Below are 18,800 nucleotides of genomic sequence, written 5' to 3'. Positions count from 1 at the left end.
TGGGCGGGGTTTTGCTTTATTTAGCCCATTAAAAAAGGAGCCTGACTGGATCATGAGCACTGCCCCTTCCCTCACCCTGACTCGCCTGGATGTTCAGCGCCTGGAGCGTTTGCTCGAAGGCCTGGATGAAGACTTACCAGGGGTTGCTGCCCTGCAAGCCGAGCTGGATCGCGCCGAACACGTGGTCGGGCACGAGGAAGTGCCAGCCGGTGTCGTGACCATGAATTCGCGGGTGCATTGCCGCGAAGAAAGCAGCGGCAAGGACTATCACCTGACCCTGGTTTACCCCAAGGATGCCGGCCCTGAAGGTAAGGTTTCGATCCTGGCTCCTATCGGTTGTGCTCTGCTGGGCTTGCGCGTCGGTGAGCAAATAGATTGGCCCGCTCCCGGTGGCAAGACCCTCAAGCTCACGTTGCTGGAAATCGAATACCAGCCTGAAGCTGCCGGCGATTTCGACCTGTAAGGCGTATTAGATCGCTGCCAGCGCATGGTTCAAGGCGCGTTCCAGTTCAGCCTTGTAGCGCAGGTACAGGCCGGTCGAGCCCGGCCCATCCCCGATCAGCCCGGACAGGTCCAGGTCTGTGATGTAGCAGCGGTAGCGCTGTGCCTCTCGGCGCTGGCTGACGATTTGTTCGGCCACCTTGAAAAACAGCTGGTCGCCATGGTCAAACTCGGCAAATTCCTGCTGATTGCAATACAGGGCGGTATGCATCTGTCCGCCAACGGCCCGCTCGATGATCGCCTGGACGGCATAGAAAGGTTTGTCTGCCTGGCTCTGCGGGCTGGGACGGGGCTCGACTCGGTAGGCCCTGGTGTCACCATCGGCCAATAGCTGGTAATAAAACACCGGTGGCCCCTCTGCGACCGGCAGGCTGTCCAGCGTCATCTTGCTCACGCGCCGGAATACGATCGAATGGAAAAACCGTTGCAGCGGCGCCAGCAGGCTGTGCTCATCGTGATAGGGCAGCTGTTGTTGCCATAGCGCATTGAATTCATCCAGCACGTATAGCTGCGCCGTGTTTTGGCCGACCCGGTAGAACACCTGAATGCAGCCCGGCCGACCCTGTGGCAGCAGCATGGCCAAATCGTGGTCTTGCAGGGCCTGACCGTCCAGGTACACCGGGCTGTAGTGATTGCGTTCCTGCCCGAGGTACTCGAACACCGCGTGCATATCATCGAGCGCTACATGGCAAACATTGCCAGGTTCAAGCTCCAGGGCGTGATAACGCTGTCCGATGTGCAGCAGGTAACGGTAATGAGCGTTTTGCGCCAGCAAGGCTTGCGCGGTGGCCAGCACTCGTTCCACGCGCTGGGCAATCGACCGGGCTCGCGGGTTGCCGAAGCAATGCACTCGCAGGGTGGCTGCAGGGGCTTCGCAGGGCAGGGCGCTGAGACAGTCGCGCAAGCCGTCGAGTAAACCATGCACGCCGTCATAGCGCTGGACCTGCACTTCATTCCAGCTGTTGAGCATGACCAGGTCCAGCGTCTGCGCAAGGTTTTCCCGATGGCTGCCAAAGCTCAGGGAGTCTGTGTGCTCACCGCTGACGGCACGTGCCAGGTCGCGATATTGCTTGAGCGGGTCCAGGCTTGTGTTGATCAGCATCAGCACGGTCCTGGGGATCGCAGGGCGGAGCAGGTCATCGTCGCTGGCCGCTGCCAGTGGCACGGGGAGGTTTTTCTGCAGGCTGGCCAGCAGATTGAGGAGCTCGTGCTCTCCCAGATCGCTGCCGCCGGGATGCAGTGCGATGCGGGTACGGCTGTCGATCACGCCGTTGCAATGACTCCATGCCAGCAGCTCAACCAGCCCGCGGCTGCGTTTGAGGGGGGCAAAGTGCGTGCATTCCTGGGCGGTCAGGTTTGCGCTATACAGACCCCAGTGAGCCTGGCTGGGTTCGTTGAGGATCGGTGACTGCAGCAACGTCACCGTGTCTTCGGCAAGGTCCGGGGCAATGCCGGGGTTGATGCGCTCGACCTTGCCGGCCTTGCGCTCGAAGGCTGCATAGAGGCGTCGGCCCAGGATATTGAGGTCACGCTTGTCTATTTGGCTGGAGGCATTCTGATGGCTGTCAAAGCGAGTCAGAAACCGGTAGCTGTAGTTCAGTTCGTTGACCACGGCACGGCGTTCGGTGCTGACCTGGCGGACTTTCCACTGGCTGCGGCTGTCGAGCAGCGCCAGTTGTCGTTCGTCCCACCCCCACTCGCTGGCCAGCTGCTCAAGCAGCGGACGTTGCCAGCCGCGGTCGATTTGGCGCGGTACGCTGCCAAGCTTTCTATTCACCTTAAGGTACAGACTGCGCCGTACCAGCTCCAGGCGCTCGCGCTCAGTACGGGCATTGAGGTACTCCTCGATACGTCGATACACCATCACGTAGGGGTCGAGATCGTCGAGGTTCAGGTGGTTAGCATAAACAGCCTGTTTCAAGCGCAGGCTCAGGCACTGGACTTGAGGGTATTCACTGGCATACACCTCGATCAGCAGCAGCTTGAGCAATGACTTGTAGGGCGATTCGATGCCCTTGAACAGTTGCCACAACCCGGCCCCGATAAACTCGTCCGCTGGAATATGCGCCAGGTGGCCAAGGTCGAGCACTTCTTCGGCCGCCACAAAACGCTTTGAGACCAGCGCTTGTGTGTAAGCCTCGTAGCGTGACTCTTCATAAGCCGGCACCAGCCACCAAAGGGGCGTGCGGCCGGCAAGCCAGATAGCCGTCCGGTAGAACTCATCCAATAACAAGTAATGCTGGGTAGTACCACAGTCGTCGGAACTGAGCTGACTGTCACGTTCGCCCCTGGCGTAGCGTTGCGGGTCGATCAGGAAAAAGTGTGCTTCGGTGCCCAGGCTGGCGGCCCAGGCTTCGAGAGCCTGGGATTTCTTGCGTAACTGCTGCAGGGCATCGAGCTCAAGGCCCGGGGCGTGGCAGACCCAGACATCCATGTCGCTTTGCTCGGCTTGGGCCAGCGTCCCCAGGCTGCCCATCAGGAACAATCCATGAATGGGTCGCGCAGCGTTGCCTTGGCGCGGCTTGTGGGAAAACGAACGTGTCAGGCGTTGCGCTTCGGCTATCGCCAGGGCGTCGGGTTCGTAGTGGGAAACACCGGCAGGCGTGGTGCCTGAGACGTAGCCCGGCAACATCGGGTGGTTGACGTGGAACAGCAGGGGGATCAGGTTCAGGACGGTCTGTTGTCGCGTCGACAGGCCTTCGCGAGTGCGCGCCAGGCGGCCTTGATTGAGTTGCAAGAATCGCCCGCGCAGTTGGCCGAGCTCCTTGCGATCAATGCCCTCATCCATGTCAGGGCGAATTTCACGGCTAAACGTCATATCAGACTCGGACCGGCCGGACCCGCCAAAGGGAAAGACCAAACATTGAGCAGTTTACTGCGCAAGCCGGGGCGGGTTTAAGTGCAGTTTGATGTTTGACGTCAAAATAAGTTCGCACAGATACGGCAAAACTTGAGGCTGCCTTCCTGCAGCCTCAAGCGCGGAGGAATCATGCGGTTTCTTTCGAGTCGGCCTTAAGAATGGTCAGAAGGGTTTGTGCGTGCTGCGCAGCATCCCGACCCAGGCTGGTCAGGTAGCCGCCGTCGGGCTGGTCAGTCAGTTCTTTTTCAAACAGGCGTTTGGCCGCGGCAATCGCTTGCGGCGACGCGGTTCCATGTACTTTTAGGCCCTCCTGGGAGCTGTCCAGATTGAAGAGTGCAAGGATTTCAAGTTCGGCAACCAGCTCAGGGGTATACGACATAGAGACTCCAGACTTTCTTGAAATGGACGACAACACACCTGATGAAGGCGTATGGCATAGCGGCCCCGAGGGTGTTCCGGCAGCAGGGCTCTTGCAGTGTAGTCACGTCGCGGGCGGTTTGCGCCGTTACTTTTCTATTGTTGTTTTTCTTCTGGCGGCAGCTCTGGCAGGGCGCGCAATGCCGCTTCGTACCACTCGGTATTGAACGCCCGGTCCTCATCGAGCATGGCGTCGATTTCGATCGCCAGCACGTGGGCCATCAGGTTGAGAATGTCCTCACGTTCATAGCCCACCAGGGTCAGCTTGTTGAAGGTGGCCTTGGCAGCAGGTGGGTTGTCACTTTCGATCTGATTCTCGATGGCCTGGGTGAGGGTGGCCTCGGCGAATTCTTCTTCGTCGCTGTTTTCGGTAGGGGTGGGTTCGCTCATGGCAGGCTCCTTTGAATGAGCGCTCAGTTTGCCACGCCAGTGCTCGCATTGCTGTGTTGGTATTCAGCCGCCCGATACATCTGGCCAGTTACCGGTGAAGGGTCTATAAAAGTCCGGCCAACCCTTTTCGGCCTGGAGGCCGCCTGATGCTCAAACTTCATGGATTCGCGGTCAGCAATTACTACAACATGGTCAAGCGGGCACTGTTGGAGAAGGGCGTGCCCTTCGAGGAGAAACTGTTCTTCGGGGGGCAGAGCCCCGAAGCATTGGAGATCAGCCCGCGGGGCAAGGTCCCGGTGCTGGAAACCGAGCACGGCTTTCTGAGTGAAACCGAAGTGATCCTCGACTATATCGAGCAAACCCAACCGGGCCAGGCATTGCTGCCCAAAGATCCCTTTGCACGGGCCGCAGTACGTGAGCTGATCAAGGAGATGGAGCTGTATATCGAGCTGCCGGCGCGTGCGTGCTACCCGAAGGCGTTCTTCGGCGCTGAAGTGCCGCAGGCGATACTTGACAAGTCGCTGGCTGAACTGCAGGCCGGCATTGCCACCTTGAAACGTCACGGTAAGTTTGAGCCTTATGTGGCGGGCTTCAGCCTGACCATTGCCGACATCTTCTTCTGCTACAGCGTCGACCTGGCCTGTGCTGTCGGCAAGAGTGTCTTTGAAGTAGACCTGCTTAAGGATTTCCCCCAGGCCAAGGCGCTGCTGGAACGTCTGCAGCAATCAGAACATGCCAAGAAGATTGCCGCCGATAAAGAGGCGCAGATGCCAGCGTTTCTTGACATGGTGCGCACCGTCAAGCGATGACTGAGGTCTGTCTTGAGGAAAGGTTTACAAAATCTGTAGCCCACTTCCTACGCTAAGGCGAAGCATTATCTGGTTCGCGGCCCCCTAAAAAGACCATAGCTTCCCAATGGTCTTTTTAGAGGCCTGGAGGCCTGCAATGCTTAAACTCTACGGATTTGCTGCCAGTAACTACTTCAACATGGTCAAGTTGGCCTTACTGGAAAAGAACCTGTCATTCACGGTCGTGCCTTTTCACGGCTGCCAAAATCCTGATGTGCTCAATGTCAGCCCGCGCGGCAAGATCCCGGTACTGGAGACAGAGCAGGGGTTTATCAGCGAGACCGATGCCATTCTCGATTACCTCGAGGAAACTCAGCCGAGCTCGCCCTTATTGCCTGCAGAGCCATTTGCCAGGGCACAGGTGCGAGCGCTGGCCAAGGAAATCGAACTCTATATCGAACTTCCGGCGCGCTATTGCTATGTCGAAGTGTTTTTTGGCGGGCGCCCCACGCCAGAGGCATTGAAGGCCAAGGCCAGGCGAGATCTGGAAAAGGGCTTTGCAGCCTTGGCCAAACGCGGGGAATTCGCCCCCTATGTGGCGGGCGAGCATTTGAGCGTGGCAGACCTGTATTTTCTCTACAGCGTTGAGCTGGCCTGCGAGGTGGGCCGCAAGCTGTTCCAGGTGGATTATCTGGAACAGCTGCCAGCTGCGAGGCAGTTGCTTGAGCGCCTCAAAGCCCGGCCCCATGTGCGCACGGTGGCGCAAGATCAACAGGCCGAGCTACCCGCCTTCTTGGCTCGAGTCCAAACCGTCAACTGAACCGACGCTTTGTGTATATGTAGGAGCCAGCCTTGGCTGCGATGGCCTCACCGCGATATGCCAGGGACACCGCGGAGATACCATCGCGAGCAAGCTCTGCTCCTACATCCAAGGTAGGAGCCAGCCTTGGCTGCGATGGCCTCACCGCGGTATGCCGGGGACACCGCGGTGATGCAATCGCGACCAAGGTCTGCTCCTACCGGTGTATCAGGAAGACCGCGTCCAGGTCAGCGGGCGGCTAGGAGTGCCTCGCCGCGCGCTACCGCGGCCTTGACCTGGGCAGGGGCGGTGCCGCCGATGTGGTTACGGGCATTGACCGAACCTTCCAGGGTCAGCACTGCAAACACGTCCTGCTCGATTTGGTCGCTGAACTGGCGCAGTTCATCCAGGCTCATCTCGGCCAAGTCTTTGCCCGATTCCACGCCATATTTCACGGCATGGCCGACGATTTCGTGGCAATCACGGAACGGCAGGCCGCGGCGAACCAGGTAATCGGCCAGGTCGGTAGCGGTGGAGAAGCCGCGCAGGGCTGCTTCACGCATCACGGCGTGGCGTGGCTTGATGGCCGGGATCATGTCGGCAAACGCGCGCAGCGAGTCGCGCAGGGTGTCGGCGGCGTCGAACAGGGGTTCTTTGTCTTCCTGGTTGTCCTTGTTGTAGGCCAGCGGCTGGCCTTTCATCAAGGTCAGCAGTGCGGTCAGCGCACCGTACACGCGGCCGGTCTTGCCACGTACCAGCTCCGGCACGTCGGGGTTTTTCTTTTGCGGCATGATCGAACTGCCGGTGCAGAAACGGTCTGGCAGGTCGATGAACTGGAACTGGGCGCTGGTCCACAGCACCAGCTCTTCGGAGAAGCGCGACAGGTGCATCATGGCAACGCTCGCCGCTGCGCAGAACTCGATGGCAAAGTCGCGATCCGAAACGCTGTCCAGCGAGTTGCCACCGATGGCTTCGAAACCCAGCAACTGGCAGGTCAGCTCGCGGTCGATCGGGTAGGTGGTGCCTGCCAGTGCGGCGCTGCCCAACGGCATGCGATTGGTGCGCTTGCGGCAGTCCACCAGGCGCTCGTAGTCACGGCTGAGCATTTCGAACCAGGCCATCAGGTGGTGGCCGAAAGTCACCGGTTGCGCGGTCTGCAGGTGGGTGAAGCCCGGCATGATGGTCTCGGCTTCACGCGCGGCCTGCTCCAGCAGGCCCTTTTGCAGGCGGGTGATCTCGGCCAGGATCAGGTCGATCTCGTCGCGCAGCCACAGGCGGATATCGGTTGCCACTTGGTCATTACGGCTGCGGCCGGTGTGCAGCTTCTTGCCGGTGATGCCGATACGGTCGGTCAGGCGAGCTTCGATGTTCATGTGCACGTCTTCCAGGTCGACGCGCCAGTCAAAGTTGCCGGCTTCGATTTCTGCCTGGAGGGTGGTCAAGCCATCGATGATCGTGTCGCGCTCGGCATCGGTCAGCACGCCGACCTTGGCCAGCATCGTGGCGTGGGCAATCGAGCCCATGATGTCGTGGCGGTACAGGCGCTGGTCGAAGGTGACGGAGGCAGTGAAGCGGGCGACGAAGGCGTCGACAGGTTCACTGAAACGGCCGCCCCAGGACTGGTTGGTCTTGTCAGTGCTCATGGAATCGCTCGTAGAAGGCGTTTTCGGGAAAGTGCGCAGATGATAACAGGGTTGCCAGACCCGTCGGAGCACAGTGGTCGGCGGAATTTGTTGTCAATTGAGCAATATCGTTGCGGCGAGCGTCTACAGTTGCACAGAGGTTCTCCACAATTCCTGATCGGGTGGCGAATCCGCAGCTAACCTTACAAACATTGTTGGTTAAGCATCCTCGTTCGTGTCGAGGGTGGAATGGTCACGGTCAAAGCCGACCCTATGAAAGGGGAGTGTTCATATTGTGCGTCAGCAATCCCTACGATGAAGCCCTGATTCAACAGGCTTTGAGCGGTATTGAGCAGGCACTGAGAAATATCGGCGCCCGACGTGCGGCACTTTTTGGCCCTCACGCGAGTCTGAGCGTGGATCGCCGTGACGGTCGTCACTTCACCTGTCTACGCTATCTATGTGCGAGACTCACGCAGGAATCCAGCGCAATATGAATGTCCTGATCGTTGATGACGAACCCCTAGCCCGCGAGCGCATGAGCCGATTGGTCAGCGAACTCGAGGGATACTCTGTCCTGGAGCCCAGCGCCACCAATGGTGAGGAAGCCTTGGCCCTGATTGACAGCCTCAAGCCGGACATTGTCCTGCTCGATATCCGCATGCCTGGCCTGGATGGGCTTCAGGTGGCTGGTCGCCTGTGCGAACGGGAAGCGCCGCCAGCAGTGGTCTTTTGTACTGCCGGGGATGACTTCCCCTTGGACGCGTTCGACGCCAGTACTGCGGGCTATCTGGTCAAGCCTGTCCGCGCTGAAGACTTACTCCAGGCCCTGAAAAAGGCCGAGCGCCCTAACCGTGTGCAACTGGCAGCCCTGACCCGGCCGGCCGCCGAAAGTGGCAGCGGCCCGCGCAGCCATATCAGCGCCCGCACCCGCAAAGGCATTGAGCTGATCCCGCTGGATCAGGTGGTCTATTTCATTGCGGACCATAAATACGTGACCTTGCGCCATGAAAGCGGCGAAGTCTTGCTCGATGAGCCGCTCAAGGCCCTGGAAGACGAGTTTGGCGAACGCTTCGTGCGCATCCACCGCAATGCACTGGTGGCGCGCAATCGTATCGAACGCCTGCAGCGCACGCCGCTTGGGCACTTTCAGCTCTACCTCAAAGGCCTCAATGGCGACGCGCTGATCGTCAGCCGGCGCCATGTGGCGGGCGTGCGCAAAATGATGCAGCAGCTTTAGGGCGGGAAGAGGGAGCGACTACGGGCCAGGGTAGGCCCACTTCACTGATACAGAAGTGCGAGCAGCCTCGGTTGAACTGTTATTATCCGTCCAATCTATTGAGTACGGATTGATCCATGTCTTCTCGCGAAATTCGCATTGCCACCCGAAAAAGCGCCCTGGCCCTTTGGCAGGCCGAATACGTCAAGGCTCGTTTGGAGCAAGCCCATCCTGGGCTACGGGTAAACCTGGTCCCGATGGTCAGTCGTGGCGACAAGCTACTCGACTCGCCGTTGTCGAAAATCGGCGGTAAGGGCCTGTTCGTCAAGGAACTGGAAACAGCCCTGCTGGAGAACGAGGCTGACATCGCCGTGCATTCGATGAAGGATGTGCCGATGGATTTCCCCGAAGGCCTCGGGCTGTATTGCATCTGCAAGCGCGAAGATCCGCGTGATGCCTTTGTCTCCAATACCTACGAAAGCCTTGAGGCCTTGCCCCTGGGTGCGATCGTGGGCACCTCCAGCCTGCGCCGCCAGACCCAACTGCTGGCCCGTCGTCCAGACCTGGAAATCCGCTTTTTGCGTGGCAACGTCAACACCCGGTTGGCCAAGCTCGATGCGGGTGAGTATGACGCCATTATCCTGGCCGCTGCCGGCCTGATCCGCCTGGGTTTCGAAGATCGCATCCGTAGTGCGATCAGTGCCGAAGACAGCTTGCCTGCCGGCGGACAGGGCGCAGTGGGCATTGAATGCCGCAGTGCCGACCGTGATATCCACACCTTGCTTGCCCCGCTTCATCATGCCGACACCGCTGTGTGTGTGACGGCTGAGCGGGCCATGAACAAGCACCTCAATGGTGGCTGCCAGGTGCCGATCGCCTGTTATGCCGTGCTGGAAGGCGATCAGGTGTGGCTGCGCGGCCTGGTGGGTGATCCCGACGGTGGTGTGCTACTCCACGCTGAAGGCCGCAGCCTGCGAAGCGACGCCGAAGGGCTGGGCATCCAGGTGGCCGAAGACCTGCTGGCTCAGGGAGCAGGCGATATCCTCAAGGCGGTTTACGGCGAGGATGGCCATCCGTGAACGGCTGGCGTCTGCTGCTGACCCGGCCGCAGGACGAATGCCAGGCCCTGGCCGATAACCTGCGCGACGCCAATGTGTTCAGCAGCGCCATGCCGATGCTTGCGATCGAGCCATTGCCGATCGAAGCGGCTATGGTGACCCAGGTGCTGGGCCTTGCCCATTACAGCGCGGTCATTTGTGTCAGCAAGCCGGCCGCCCGCCTGGGGCTTGAGTTGATCGACACCTATTGGCCGCAACCGCCCCTGCAGGACTGGTTCACGGTGGGGGCGGCGACCGCGCAGATTCTCGATGACTATGGCCTCACCGTTCATTGCCCAAGCGAAGGCGATGACAGTGAAGCCTTGCTGCACCTCAATGCCCTTGAACAGGCCATCGACCGGCCGGATGCGCGCGTGCTGATCCTGCGCGGGCAGGGCGGTCGCGAGCTGCTGGCAGAGCGCTTGCGCGTGCGCGGTGCTAGGGTCGACTATCTGGAATTGTATCGGCGGTGCCTGCCGGAATATCCTCCCGGGGCCCTGTTGCAGCGCGTCCAGGCGGAACGCTTGAATGGGCTGGTGGTCAGCAGTGGGCAGGGTTTTGAACACCTGCTCCACCTGGCCTCGAACCAATGGCCCCGGTTGGCGCAGTTGCCGCTGTTCGTTCCAAGCCCTCGGGTTGCCCAGATGGCGCGCCAGGCCGGCGCACTGAATGTTGTGGATTGTCGCGGTGCCAGTGCCGCGGCCCTGCTGGCAGCGTTGCGGGACACGCCCGCACCTGCCCTCCAAGACGTGGCCCCATAGGGGTGAAGCGTCGTAAAGCAAAGGATGGATACGTGAGCGAAACAGCCTTGCCCAAAGATGATCTTGCAACCGCGCCCGAGGCGCCTACTGAAGCTGTGCCAGCCCCTGCTCCGCGTAAAGGCGGCAACGGGCTTGCGGTGGTTGCCCTGCTGGTCGGCGTGGTGGGTATTGCCGCTGCTGGCTGGGGTGTGTGGCAGGTGCGTCACCTGCAAGCGAGTCACCAGGCCCAGTCCAGTCAACTGGAAGCCCTGAGCGCCCAGACCCAGATCATCAAACAGGGCGAACAGCAACTGACCTCCAGCCTGTCGCGTCTGCCGGCGGCGGATGAACTGGAAGAGCGCCGTCGTCTGGTCGCACAACTGCAAGGCGACCAGCAACGATTGAACCAGCGTCTGGAAACTGTACTGGGGGCCAGCCGCAAGGACTGGCGCCTGGCCGAGGCCGAGCATCTGCTGCGTCTTGCCAGCCTGCGCCTGTCTGCGCTGCAGGACATCGACAGCGCTCGCGCGCTGGTTCAGGGCGCCGACGAAATCCTGCGCGAGCAGAATGACCCCGGCTCGTTCGCTGCCCGTGAACAGTTGGCCAAGAGCATGGCGGCGCTGCACAGCGTCGAACAACCGGATCGCACCGGCCTTTACCTGCAATTGGCGGCCCTGCGTGAACAGGTGGTCCAGCTCAACGCCACGACGCCGGAATACAAGGACAAGGGCGACTCGCTGTTTGGCCTGACGTCCGAGGGTGATGGCGCTAGTCGCTGGTCCGAGTGGTGGGAGAAGATTTCCCATTACATTCGCATCGATTTCAATGCGGACAAAAATGTAAAACCACTGTTGGCGGGGCAGGCTTTGAACCAGGTACGCCTGGCGCTGAATCTGACGCTTGAGCAGGCCCAGTGGGCGGCGCTCAATGGTGAGGCAAAAGTCTATGTCCAGGCGCTGGATGAGGCACGCAGTGTCCTGCTGGGCAACTTCAACCCCGATGACGCCCAGAGCAAAGTCATGCTTGAGCGCATTGACGCGCTCAAGCAACAACCGGTTTCAGTGGTGACCCCGGACCTGGCCTCAAGTCTGAGCGCGGTCCAGGCTTACCTGGAGCGTCGCCACCTACCAGCTGAAAACACTCCTGCCCCGGCGGGCGAGGAGGCGCAGCCATGAAGAAGGCCTATATCCTTCTGGTCATCGCCATTGCCGTGGCAGCGGTGATTGGCATTGCCATCGCCAGGCACTCAGGCTACGTGTTGATTGCCTATGACAGCTTCCGCTACGAGTCCAGCCTGTGGGCCACCCTGGCCCTGCTGGCGGTGATCTGGTTGCTGGTGTATGCGGTGCGAGTGCTGATCAGCCTCATGACCACCTCGGGTGGCGTGGTCAATCCCTGGTCGCGGCGCAATCGCAGCCGACGCGTGCAATTGGCAATCGAGCAGGGCCAGCTCGACCTCGCTGAAGGTCGCTGGGCCAGTGCCCAACGCCATTTGCAGCGTGCCGCCGAAGCCGAGCGCCAGCCATTGCTGTACTACCTGGGTGCCGCCCGTGCGGCAAACGAGCAGGGCAAGACTGAAGAATGTGATGCCCTGCTGGAGCGAGCCCTGGATCGCCAACCCCACGCGGAGCTGGCAATCGCCCTGAGCCATGCGCAATTGCAAATGGACCGTGGGGACACCGAAGGTGCCCTGGTCACCCTGCAGGCCATGCATGAGCGTCACCCGCACAACGTTCAAGTGTTGCGTCTGTTGCACCGGGCCCATCAGCAGCGTAATGACTGGCCGGCGCTGATCCGCCTGATGCCCGAGTTGCGCAAGAACAAGGCCCTGCCGGCGTCACAACTGGCTGAGCTGGAGCGTCGCGCCTGGGGTGAAAACCTGGCATTGGCAGCCCAGCGTGAAACCGAAAGCGAAGCCGGCCAACAGTCCCTGGAGCGCGCCTGGCAACAGCTGACGGCCGCACAGCGCCAAGAGCCAGCGCTGGTGGCGGCCTATGCTGAGCAATTGCGTCAATTGGGCGCCGAAGCAAAGGCTGAAGACGCCTTGCGCACCGCCCTCAAGCGTAGCTACGACAGCCATCTGGCCAGGCTCTATGGACTGGTTCGCGGCGCTGACCCGGCGCGACAACTGCAAATGGCCGAAGGCTGGCTCAAGCAGCATCCTGAAGACCCAAGCCTGCTGCTGACGCTGGGCCGCCTGAGTCTGCAGAATCGCCTGTGGGGCAAAGCTCGGGATTACCTGGAAAGCAGCCTGCGTTTTGAGCGTAACCCGGAAGCCTGCGCCGAACTTGCACGCCTGTTAGCGCGGCTAGGCGACACCGAACGCAGCAATCACCTGTTCCAGGAAGGCCTTGGCATGCTAGACGCACGCCTGCTGGCGCTGCCCCTGCCCGACGCCGCCCACCCGAACTGACGGTTCGGCGCTTCGACTTGCTCGCGGTGCGACCATCGCAGCCAAGGCTGGCTCCTACCTTGGATGTAGGAGCGACGGGGGCGCCTAGCCGGGGGCGCCTAGCCCTTGGTCGCGATGGCCTCACCGCGGTGTACCTGGCATATCGCGGTGAGGCCATCGCGGTGGCCCGGCATTCCGGCAAGCCTGGCTACGCCGGTTCATGGCGCCGTCGGGTTTAAACGCTTGTATGAAACTTGTCGTCTGAGTACCTTGAAGCCATCAGCGTGGGGGCATAATCTCCCTCCACGCACTCATGAAAACAGGCTACTCAATGCCGACTTGCTGGTGAGCCCTTGTTCCAGGAATTTCTGGAGCGGCTAGTCAGCGGCATGACCCAGAAGGGAAGAGAAGATCATGCTAGAAAGTTGTCAGAATGCTCAGGAACGTTGGGGTGGAGTTCACAAGCTGATTGATCGCTGGCTGGCTGAGCGCAAAGATCTGGTGACGGCCCTCCAGGCACTCCAGGCACTGCGCAAGGAAGGCCTCACGTTCTCCGACAAGTCCAAGCACCAACGCTTCTGTGAAATCCTCGTCGACTACGTGTCGGCCTGGCACTTCGAGGTCTACGAGCAGTTGGTCAACGAAGCCAAGGCTTTCAATGACAAGGATGCTTTGAGGCTGGCTGAAGAAATTTATCCACGCATTGATGAAATCACTGAAAACGCCTTGGCCTTCAATGATGAATGCGCGGAGGGTAAGTGCAAGAGCTCCGAGCGGTTTACGACCGAGCTGCGCAAGTTGGAAGAGCTGCTTGAGGAGCGCTTCAAACTGGAAAACTACCTGATCGAAGTCCTGCACAACGCCCACAAGGAAGAGGCTAACGAGCTGGCCTGATCCTTGGCGCTACGGTTCGGTTGACCGTAGCGCGTCCCCTCGCCTCACTCGGCGACTCCCAGTAATTCAATTTCGAACACCAACGGTGTGAACGGCGCGATCAGATCGCCCGCCCCTTCAGCGCCATAGGCTTGCGCGGAAGGAATCACCAGCTTCCATTTTGCTCCCACTGGCATCTGCATCAGGGCTGTCTGCCAACCGTCGATGACGCTGTCCAGGCGGAACCATTGCGGCTGAGTACTCTGGTCAAAAATGCTGCCGTCGGGACGCTTGCCCACATAACGCACTTGCACTCGGCCATCTGCATTTGGCAGCGATCCCTGACCTGCCCGTAGCTCGGTCATGAGGATGCCGTTGGGCAATTCATGCACACCCGCATGCGCGCGTTCGCTGGCCATGAAGTGATGTTCTTCACTCAGTGCTTTTTCAGTTTGCGCATCAACCGCCAACTGATTGGCCTGGGCTTCATGATCCTTGAGGATCTGCCCGATGCGTGCATCGCTCAGGCGCAATGGCTTGTTCTGATAGGCCGCCTGAAGACCTTCGATCAAGGCCATCAATTGCAGGTCCGGGACCTCTTGGCGAAGGCGTTCGCCAAGGCTTGCACCGAGGCTGTAAGCCAAGTCCCGAGAACTTGGCGTGGCTGCTTTTTCATCGGCATACGCCTGCGGCAACAGCAGGAAAAACGACAGCAGCAAGTGGCGCGACATGGATGCTCTCCCCAATTCGACAGGCGCGATTATGCCAGTGTCGTAGCGGTGCGCGTTGACTGGATTTCGACGGGGCCGACAGCTGTCGCCAGTGGATCTACACTTGTGCGCAGTTGCAGTGCGGATGGTTATTGCGCGATGCTGCGACTCGGCACATTCAATACCTTCAACATGCCCTAGGCACTGGGCGCGGCAGAGGTCTAACATGGGCCGCACTCACGTCAGCCAGGAGGTTAACCATGTCGGCCAATAAGAAGCCTGTAAGCACTCCCTTGCACTTGCTCCAACAGCTTTCTAGCAGCCTGCTCGAGCATCTTGAAAACGCCTGCTCCACGGCGTTGGCCGATGCTGAAAAACTGCTCGCCAAATTGGAAAAGCAACGCGGCAAGGCTCAAGAAAAACTGCACAAGTCCCGCATCAAACTGCAAGATGCTGCGGCCGCTGGGAAAGCCAAGGCACAAGCCAAGGCCAAGGCTGTTGCTTCTGAGCTGGAAGAGTTGCTCGACGCATTGAAGGCGCGCCAATCGGAAACTCGCGCCTACATCGCAGAGCTAAAAAAGGATGCACAAGAGAGCTTGAAGCTGGCCCAGGGTGTAGGCCGTGTGAAGGAGGCCGCGAACAAGGCACTGGGCCTGCGCGCAGCGAAGCCGGCGACCAAGACTGTAGCGGCAAAACCTGCTGCAAAGCCCGCCGCCAAGATGGCTGCGGCCAAACCGGCAGCTGCCAAGACCGCTGCCAAACCTGCCGCTAAAACAGCCGCCGCTAAACCTGTTGCAGCCAAGCCCGCCGCTAAAACGGCAGCTGCAAAACCTGCTGCCAAAAAACCTGTGGCAGCGAAAACTGCTGCAGCCAAACCAGCAGCCGCCAAGCCCGCCGCAAAAACGGCAGCCGCCAAACCTGCGGCAAAACCTGCGGCCGCCAAACCTGCAGCCAAAAGCGCAGCGTCGAAAACCGCAGCGGCCAAGCCAGCAGCGAAAACTACTGCGGCCAAGTCGGCAGCCAAACCTGCGGCCAAGCCAGCTGCCAAACCTGCTGCTGCGAAAACCGCAGCAGCCAAGCCAGCAGCCAAACCTGCAGCTGCAAAACCTGCAGCGACCAAGCCTGCAGCCAAGCCAAAATCCGCCGCCAAACCCGCCGCGGCAAAACCTGCAGCACCAGCAGCTGCAAAACCTGCCACGCCAGCCGCGACCGCAGCGCCCGCCAGCGTCGCTCCATCAGCCCCGGCCGCAACGCCATCGGCAACCGCGCCGGCAGCCATCACCAACATCGGTACTCAAAGCCCGTCGTCGGCCTCTTGAGTCATCGCCGCCATTGCCACGCGTAGCGATTGCAGCGCCTGGCGATGGCGGTCGTTGGTCTTGCCTGGGGGCGTGAGCATCTCAAGCCAACCGGTTACGCAATGCCCTGGTCCTCCCGGAGGCCAGGCAGTGGTCAACATTTGCAAGCGCGTCAGCAACTGATGCTCGGCCTCCAACTCCAATTTCTTCACTTCCCTGCGTAACGCCGCCAAGGCGCTATCTTGTTCTGCTGCCTGGCGCCATTGCTGGCGAAGATGGCGCAAGGGTTCGACCACCTCATCACTCCAGGGCTGCGCGGTGGCGTGCAACTGTTCGAGCCGTTGCCTGGAAGGCTCTACGCCACGATGTTCCAGCCAGGCTGCACACAGCAGCAGACAGACATTGGCGCCTTCTTCTTGCAGGGCCAGGCACGTCGCCTCCACGTCCGGCTGGGCGTAAAGGTTCAGGGCAAAATTCCACAGGTCACTCTTCATTGTGCCACTCGCGCCAGTTGCCAACGAAGCTGGTAGACTCCGCCGCCATTATGATCAGAATATCCAACCTCACTTTACAGCGTGGTCCGCAGCGCCTGCTAGAAGACGCCGAGCTGACCCTGCACGCCGGCCATAAAGCCGGCCTGATCGGTGCCAATGGCGCCGGCAAATCCAGCCTGTTCGCCATGCTGCGCGGCGAGCTGACACCCGATGCCGGGGATTGTCAGCTGCCCGCCGATTGGCGCATTGCCCACATGCGCCAGGAGGTCGATACCCTCGAGCGCCTGGCGGTGGACTATGTGCTCGACGGCGATGCCCGCCTGCGTGAGGTCCAGCAAGCGCTGGCCACCGCCGAGGCGGCGCACGACAACGCTGCATTGGCGCGCTTGCATATCGAGCTCGACGGCGCCGACGGCTACACCGCCGATGCACGAGCGCGCAAATTGCTGGCGGGTCTCGGATTTACCAACGAGCAGATGGACCGTCGTGTCGGTGACTTCTCCGGCGGCTGGCGGATGCGCCTTAACCTGGCCCAGGCATTGATGTGTCCTTCGGATTTGTTGTTGCTCGATGAGCCGACCAACCACCTGGACCTCGACGCTATCCTGTGGCTTGAAGAGTGGCTCAAGAGCTATCCCGGCACGCTGCTGCTGATCTCCCACGACCGTGACTTCCTTGATGCCGTGGTCGACCACATCGCCCATGTCGAGCAATGCAAGCTGACCCTGTACCGTGGCGGCTACAGCGCTTTCGAACGAGCCCGTGCCGAGCGCCTGGCGCAACAGCAACAGGCGTACGAAAAGCAGCAAGTCCAGCGTGCGCACATGGAAAAGTACATCGCACGCTTCAAGGCGCAAGCCACCAAGGCTCGCCAGGCCCAGAGCCGAATCAAGGCTCTTGAGCGGATGGAAGAGCTGTCGGCGGCGCACGTCGATTCGCCCTTCGATTTCACTTTCCGTGAATCGCAAAAAATCTCCAGCCCCTTGCTCGACCTTTCCGAGGCAAACCTGGGCTATGGCGAAACCACCATTCTGCAGAAGGTCAAGTTGCAGTTGGCGCCGGGCGCGCGGATTGGCTTGCTGGGGCCTAACGGTGCCGGTAAATCGACCCTGATCAAAAACCTCGCCGGCGAGCTATCGCCCCTCAGCGGGCATCTGGTGCGTGGTGAGAACACCGTGGTGGGTTACTTCGCCCAGCATCAGCTCGACTCCCTGGACAGCAAGGCAAGCCCCTTGCTGCACCTTCAGCGCCTGGCACCGACCGAGCGCGAGCAAACCCTGCGCGACTTCCTCGGCGGTTTCGATTTCCGTGGCGCTCGCCTGGATGAGCCGGTGCTGAATTTTTCCGGTGGCGAAAAGGCTCGACTGGCCCTGGCATTGATTGCCTGGGAGCGGCCAAACCTGTTGCTGCTCGATGAACCGACCAACCACCTGGACCTAGAGATGCGCCTGGCGCTGACCATGGCCCTGCAGGAGTTCAGTGGCGCCGTGGTGGTGGTTTCCCACGACCGTAGCCTGCTCAAGAGCACCACCGACAACTTCCTGTTGGTTGCCGATGGCCGCGTCCAAGAGTTCGACGGCGACCTGGAAGACTACGCTCGCTGGCTGGTCGAGTTCCGCCAGCGCAATGCCCCGGTCAGTACCTCTGCCGGTAACCCGGACAAGACCGACAAAAAGGCCCAGCGCCAGGCCGCTGCTGCCTTGCGCCAACAGCTGGCGCCGCACAAGCGCGAATCCGACAAGCTGGAGCGCGAGCTGGGCACGGTGCATGAGCAACTGGCAAAAATCGAAGCCAGCCTGGGCGATAGCGCCCTCTATGAGGCCGCGCGCAAAGATGAACTGCGCGACTTGCTGGACCGTCAGGCCAAGTTGAAAGGCCTTGAAGCGACACTGGAGGAATCCTGGATGGAAGCCCTTGAGCTGCTTGAGACGATGCAGGCGGAGCTGGAGGCGTTGTCCTGATGGAGGCATTGAGGCAGATGTTGCCGGTGGAGTGGATCACACCGTTCTGGCTGGGCCTGCAGATCGTGTTGATCCTGATCATCGCTTTTGTGCTTCAACGGGTGGTGACGCGCTGCATGGGTCGGCTGGGCAAGCGCTACCCGCTGCCTCAAGAGCTGTTGATGCCGCTGCGAGGGGCGTTGCGCTGGCTGATCATGGGCAGTGCCCTGATTGCGGTGCTGGAGCGCCTAGGCGTGTCTGCCACTGTGCTGTGGACGGCGCTGTCGGGGTTTGTCGCGGTGGCGGCGGTGGCGTTCTTCGCCATGTGGAGCGTGCTGTCTAACCTTTTGTGCGCAGTACTGATCTTTACGGTCGGGCCGTTTCGCCTGGGTGATGTCGTCGAGCTGGTGGACACCCTCGACAAGCCTGGGGTCAAGGGGCGGGTGGTGGCGATCAACTTGCTGTTCACCACCTTGATCGAGCTGCCGGAAGCCGGTGGGGCCTTGGTTCAGGTGCCCAATAGCCAATTCTTCCAGAAGTCGGTACGGCGTTGGCGGGGCACCGATGGCCTGCCGCTGGTCAGTGAAAACAAGATCAGCGCCGAGTAATACGACCGCGCAGCAAAAAATCGTGGTGATTTTTCCTCGCCCACACTAGCTT

General features: G+C 60.5%; 18 protein-coding genes and 1 pseudogene. 13 read left to right on the top strand and 6 right to left on the bottom strand.

What is annotated here, in order from left to right:
* Window positions 1-52: 52 nt before the first annotated feature.
* Window positions 53-463 carry a nucleoside diphosphate kinase regulator gene (gene rnk / locus AC3IX4_RS28040; protein WP_489258542.1) on the top strand — a complete coding sequence of 137 codons (411 nt, stop codon included), beginning with the start codon at window positions 53-55 and terminating at the stop codon, window positions 461-463.
* A 6-nt stretch (window positions 464-469) separates the two neighbouring features.
* Here rnk and AC3IX4_RS28035 read toward each other — a convergent pair whose 3' ends face one another.
* From AC3IX4_RS28035 to AC3IX4_RS28025, 3 genes are all read right to left on the bottom strand, one after another.
* Complete coding sequence (locus AC3IX4_RS28035; RefSeq protein WP_489258541.1) at window positions 470-3,319, bottom strand: class I adenylate cyclase; 2,850 nt, start codon at window positions 3,317-3,319, stop codon at window positions 470-472.
* Window positions 3,320-3,488: 169 nt separating this feature from the next.
* On the bottom strand, window positions 3,489-3,740 hold the full coding sequence (locus AC3IX4_RS28030; protein ID WP_489258540.1) for a TIGR02647 family protein: 252 nt from the start codon (window positions 3,738-3,740) through the stop codon (window positions 3,489-3,491).
* Between the two features lie 134 nt (window positions 3,741-3,874).
* Complete coding sequence (locus AC3IX4_RS28025) at window positions 3,875-4,168, bottom strand: hypothetical protein (RefSeq protein WP_489258539.1); 294 nt, start codon at window positions 4,166-4,168, stop codon at window positions 3,875-3,877.
* A 146-nt stretch (window positions 4,169-4,314) separates the two neighbouring features.
* Here AC3IX4_RS28025 and AC3IX4_RS28020 point away from each other — a divergent pair, with 146 nt between their 5' ends.
* The gene (locus AC3IX4_RS28020) at window positions 4,315-4,977 is read left to right on the top strand and encodes a glutathione S-transferase family protein (protein ID WP_489258538.1); all 663 of its coding nucleotides are present in this window, start codon (window positions 4,315-4,317) and stop codon (window positions 4,975-4,977) included.
* Between the two features lie 136 nt (window positions 4,978-5,113).
* A complete protein-coding gene (locus AC3IX4_RS28015; RefSeq protein WP_489258537.1) occupies window positions 5,114-5,776 on the top strand; it encodes a glutathione S-transferase family protein in 663 nt (220 codons plus the stop codon).
* Window positions 5,777-6,003: 227 nt separating this feature from the next.
* Here AC3IX4_RS28015 and argH read toward each other — a convergent pair whose 3' ends face one another.
* Window positions 6,004-7,398, bottom strand: a complete 1,395-nt coding sequence (argH, locus tag AC3IX4_RS28010) for an argininosuccinate lyase (protein ID WP_489258536.1) — start codon at window positions 7,396-7,398, stop codon at window positions 6,004-6,006.
* A gap of 81 nt (window positions 7,399-7,479) precedes the next feature.
* Here argH and AC3IX4_RS28005 point away from each other — a divergent pair.
* From AC3IX4_RS28005 to rsd, 7 genes and pseudogenes are all read left to right on the top strand, one after another.
* Window positions 7,480-7,874: pseudogene (locus tag AC3IX4_RS28005) on the top strand (sensor histidine kinase); the annotation flags it as partial.
* Window positions 7,871-8,617 (top strand): LytR/AlgR family response regulator transcription factor, encoded by a 747-nt coding sequence (locus AC3IX4_RS28000; RefSeq protein WP_489258535.1) that lies wholly within the window; start codon window positions 7,871-7,873, stop codon window positions 8,615-8,617. The pseudogene AC3IX4_RS28005 and the gene AC3IX4_RS28000, both read left to right, overlap by 4 nt.
* A 116-nt stretch (window positions 8,618-8,733) precedes the next feature.
* Entirely contained in the window at window positions 8,734-9,675 is a 942-nt protein-coding gene (gene hemC, locus AC3IX4_RS27995; protein WP_489258534.1) for a hydroxymethylbilane synthase, read from the top strand.
* Window positions 9,672-10,454, top strand: a complete 783-nt coding sequence (locus AC3IX4_RS27990) for a uroporphyrinogen-III synthase (protein ID WP_489258533.1) — start codon at window positions 9,672-9,674, stop codon at window positions 10,452-10,454. Before hemC ends, AC3IX4_RS27990 begins: the two co-directional genes overlap by 4 nt.
* Before the next feature lie 32 nt (window positions 10,455-10,486).
* Window positions 10,487-11,608, top strand: a complete 1,122-nt coding sequence (locus AC3IX4_RS27985) for a uroporphyrinogen-III C-methyltransferase (RefSeq protein WP_489258532.1) — start codon at window positions 10,487-10,489, stop codon at window positions 11,606-11,608.
* Window positions 11,605-12,846: a heme biosynthesis protein HemY gene (locus tag AC3IX4_RS27980; RefSeq protein WP_489258531.1), complete on the top strand. Its 1,242-nt coding sequence runs from the start codon at window positions 11,605-11,607 to the stop codon at window positions 12,844-12,846. Before AC3IX4_RS27985 ends, AC3IX4_RS27980 begins: the two co-directional genes overlap by 4 nt.
* A gap of 393 nt (window positions 12,847-13,239) precedes the next feature.
* Window positions 13,240-13,719: a sigma D regulator gene (gene rsd, locus AC3IX4_RS27975; protein WP_489258530.1), complete on the top strand. Its 480-nt coding sequence runs from the start codon at window positions 13,240-13,242 to the stop codon at window positions 13,717-13,719.
* 44 nt (window positions 13,720-13,763) lie between these two features.
* Here rsd and AC3IX4_RS27970 read toward each other — a convergent pair whose 3' ends face one another.
* Window positions 13,764-14,429, bottom strand: a complete 666-nt coding sequence (locus tag AC3IX4_RS27970; RefSeq protein WP_489258529.1) for an FKBP-type peptidyl-prolyl cis-trans isomerase — start codon at window positions 14,427-14,429, stop codon at window positions 13,764-13,766.
* Window positions 14,430-14,668: 239 nt separating this feature from the next.
* Here AC3IX4_RS27970 and AC3IX4_RS27965 point away from each other — a divergent pair, with 239 nt between their 5' ends.
* A complete protein-coding gene (locus AC3IX4_RS27965) occupies window positions 14,669-15,727 on the top strand; it encodes an AlgP family protein (RefSeq protein ID WP_489258528.1) in 1,059 nt (352 codons plus the stop codon).
* Here AC3IX4_RS27965 and AC3IX4_RS27960 read toward each other — a convergent pair.
* Window positions 15,703-16,200, bottom strand: a complete 498-nt coding sequence (locus AC3IX4_RS27960) for a TIGR02444 family protein (RefSeq protein ID WP_489258527.1) — start codon at window positions 16,198-16,200, stop codon at window positions 15,703-15,705. The genes AC3IX4_RS27965 and AC3IX4_RS27960 overlap by 25 nt on opposite strands.
* 50 nt (window positions 16,201-16,250) lie before the next feature.
* Between AC3IX4_RS27960 and AC3IX4_RS27955 the strand changes: the two genes are divergently transcribed.
* Entirely contained in the window at window positions 16,251-18,161 is a 1,911-nt protein-coding gene (locus AC3IX4_RS27955) for an ATP-binding cassette domain-containing protein (RefSeq protein WP_489258526.1), read from the top strand.
* Window positions 18,161-18,748: a mechanosensitive ion channel domain-containing protein gene (locus AC3IX4_RS27950; protein WP_489258525.1), complete on the top strand. Its 588-nt coding sequence runs from the start codon at window positions 18,161-18,163 to the stop codon at window positions 18,746-18,748. Before AC3IX4_RS27955 ends, AC3IX4_RS27950 begins: the two co-directional genes overlap by 1 nt.
* Window positions 18,749-18,800: the final 52 nt, after the last annotated feature.

The organism is Pseudomonas sp. KH_021, from assembly GCF_057838865.1.
The sequence above is the reverse complement of the archived record's forward strand: the minus strand, read 5'-3'. Positions and strand labels throughout refer to the sequence as shown.

What these genes read in the sequence shown, in the direction of transcription:
- rnk (WP_489258542.1), top strand. Translation starts at nt 53, where the DNA reads ATGAGCACTGCCCCTTCCCTCACCCTGACTCGCCTGGATGTTCAGCGC.
- AC3IX4_RS28035 (WP_489258541.1), bottom strand. Translation starts at nt 3,319, where the DNA reads ATGACGTTTAGCCGTGAAATTCGCCCTGACATGGATGAGGGCATTGAT.
- AC3IX4_RS28030 (WP_489258540.1), bottom strand. Translation starts at nt 3,740, where the DNA reads ATGTCGTATACCCCTGAGCTGGTTGCCGAACTTGAAATCCTTGCACTC.
- AC3IX4_RS28025 (WP_489258539.1), bottom strand. Translation starts at nt 4,168, where the DNA reads ATGAGCGAACCCACCCCTACCGAAAACAGCGACGAAGAAGAATTCGCC.
- AC3IX4_RS28020 (WP_489258538.1), top strand. Translation starts at nt 4,315, where the DNA reads ATGCTCAAACTTCATGGATTCGCGGTCAGCAATTACTACAACATGGTC.
- AC3IX4_RS28015 (WP_489258537.1), top strand. Translation starts at nt 5,114, where the DNA reads ATGCTTAAACTCTACGGATTTGCTGCCAGTAACTACTTCAACATGGTC.
- argH (WP_489258536.1), bottom strand. Translation starts at nt 7,398, where the DNA reads ATGAGCACTGACAAGACCAACCAGTCCTGGGGCGGCCGTTTCAGTGAA.
- AC3IX4_RS28000 (WP_489258535.1), top strand. Translation starts at nt 7,871, where the DNA reads ATGAATGTCCTGATCGTTGATGACGAACCCCTAGCCCGCGAGCGCATG.
- hemC (WP_489258534.1), top strand. Translation starts at nt 8,734, where the DNA reads ATGTCTTCTCGCGAAATTCGCATTGCCACCCGAAAAAGCGCCCTGGCC.
- AC3IX4_RS27980 (WP_489258531.1), top strand. Translation starts at nt 11,605, where the DNA reads ATGAAGAAGGCCTATATCCTTCTGGTCATCGCCATTGCCGTGGCAGCG.
- rsd (WP_489258530.1), top strand. Translation starts at nt 13,240, where the DNA reads ATGCTAGAAAGTTGTCAGAATGCTCAGGAACGTTGGGGTGGAGTTCAC.
- AC3IX4_RS27970 (WP_489258529.1), bottom strand. Translation starts at nt 14,429, where the DNA reads ATGTCGCGCCACTTGCTGCTGTCGTTTTTCCTGCTGTTGCCGCAGGCG.
- AC3IX4_RS27965 (WP_489258528.1), top strand. Translation starts at nt 14,669, where the DNA reads ATGTCGGCCAATAAGAAGCCTGTAAGCACTCCCTTGCACTTGCTCCAA.
- AC3IX4_RS27960 (WP_489258527.1), bottom strand. Translation starts at nt 16,200, where the DNA reads ATGAAGAGTGACCTGTGGAATTTTGCCCTGAACCTTTACGCCCAGCCG.
- AC3IX4_RS27955 (WP_489258526.1), top strand. Translation starts at nt 16,251, where the DNA reads ATGATCAGAATATCCAACCTCACTTTACAGCGTGGTCCGCAGCGCCTG.
- AC3IX4_RS27950 (WP_489258525.1), top strand. Translation starts at nt 18,161, where the DNA reads ATGGAGGCATTGAGGCAGATGTTGCCGGTGGAGTGGATCACACCGTTC.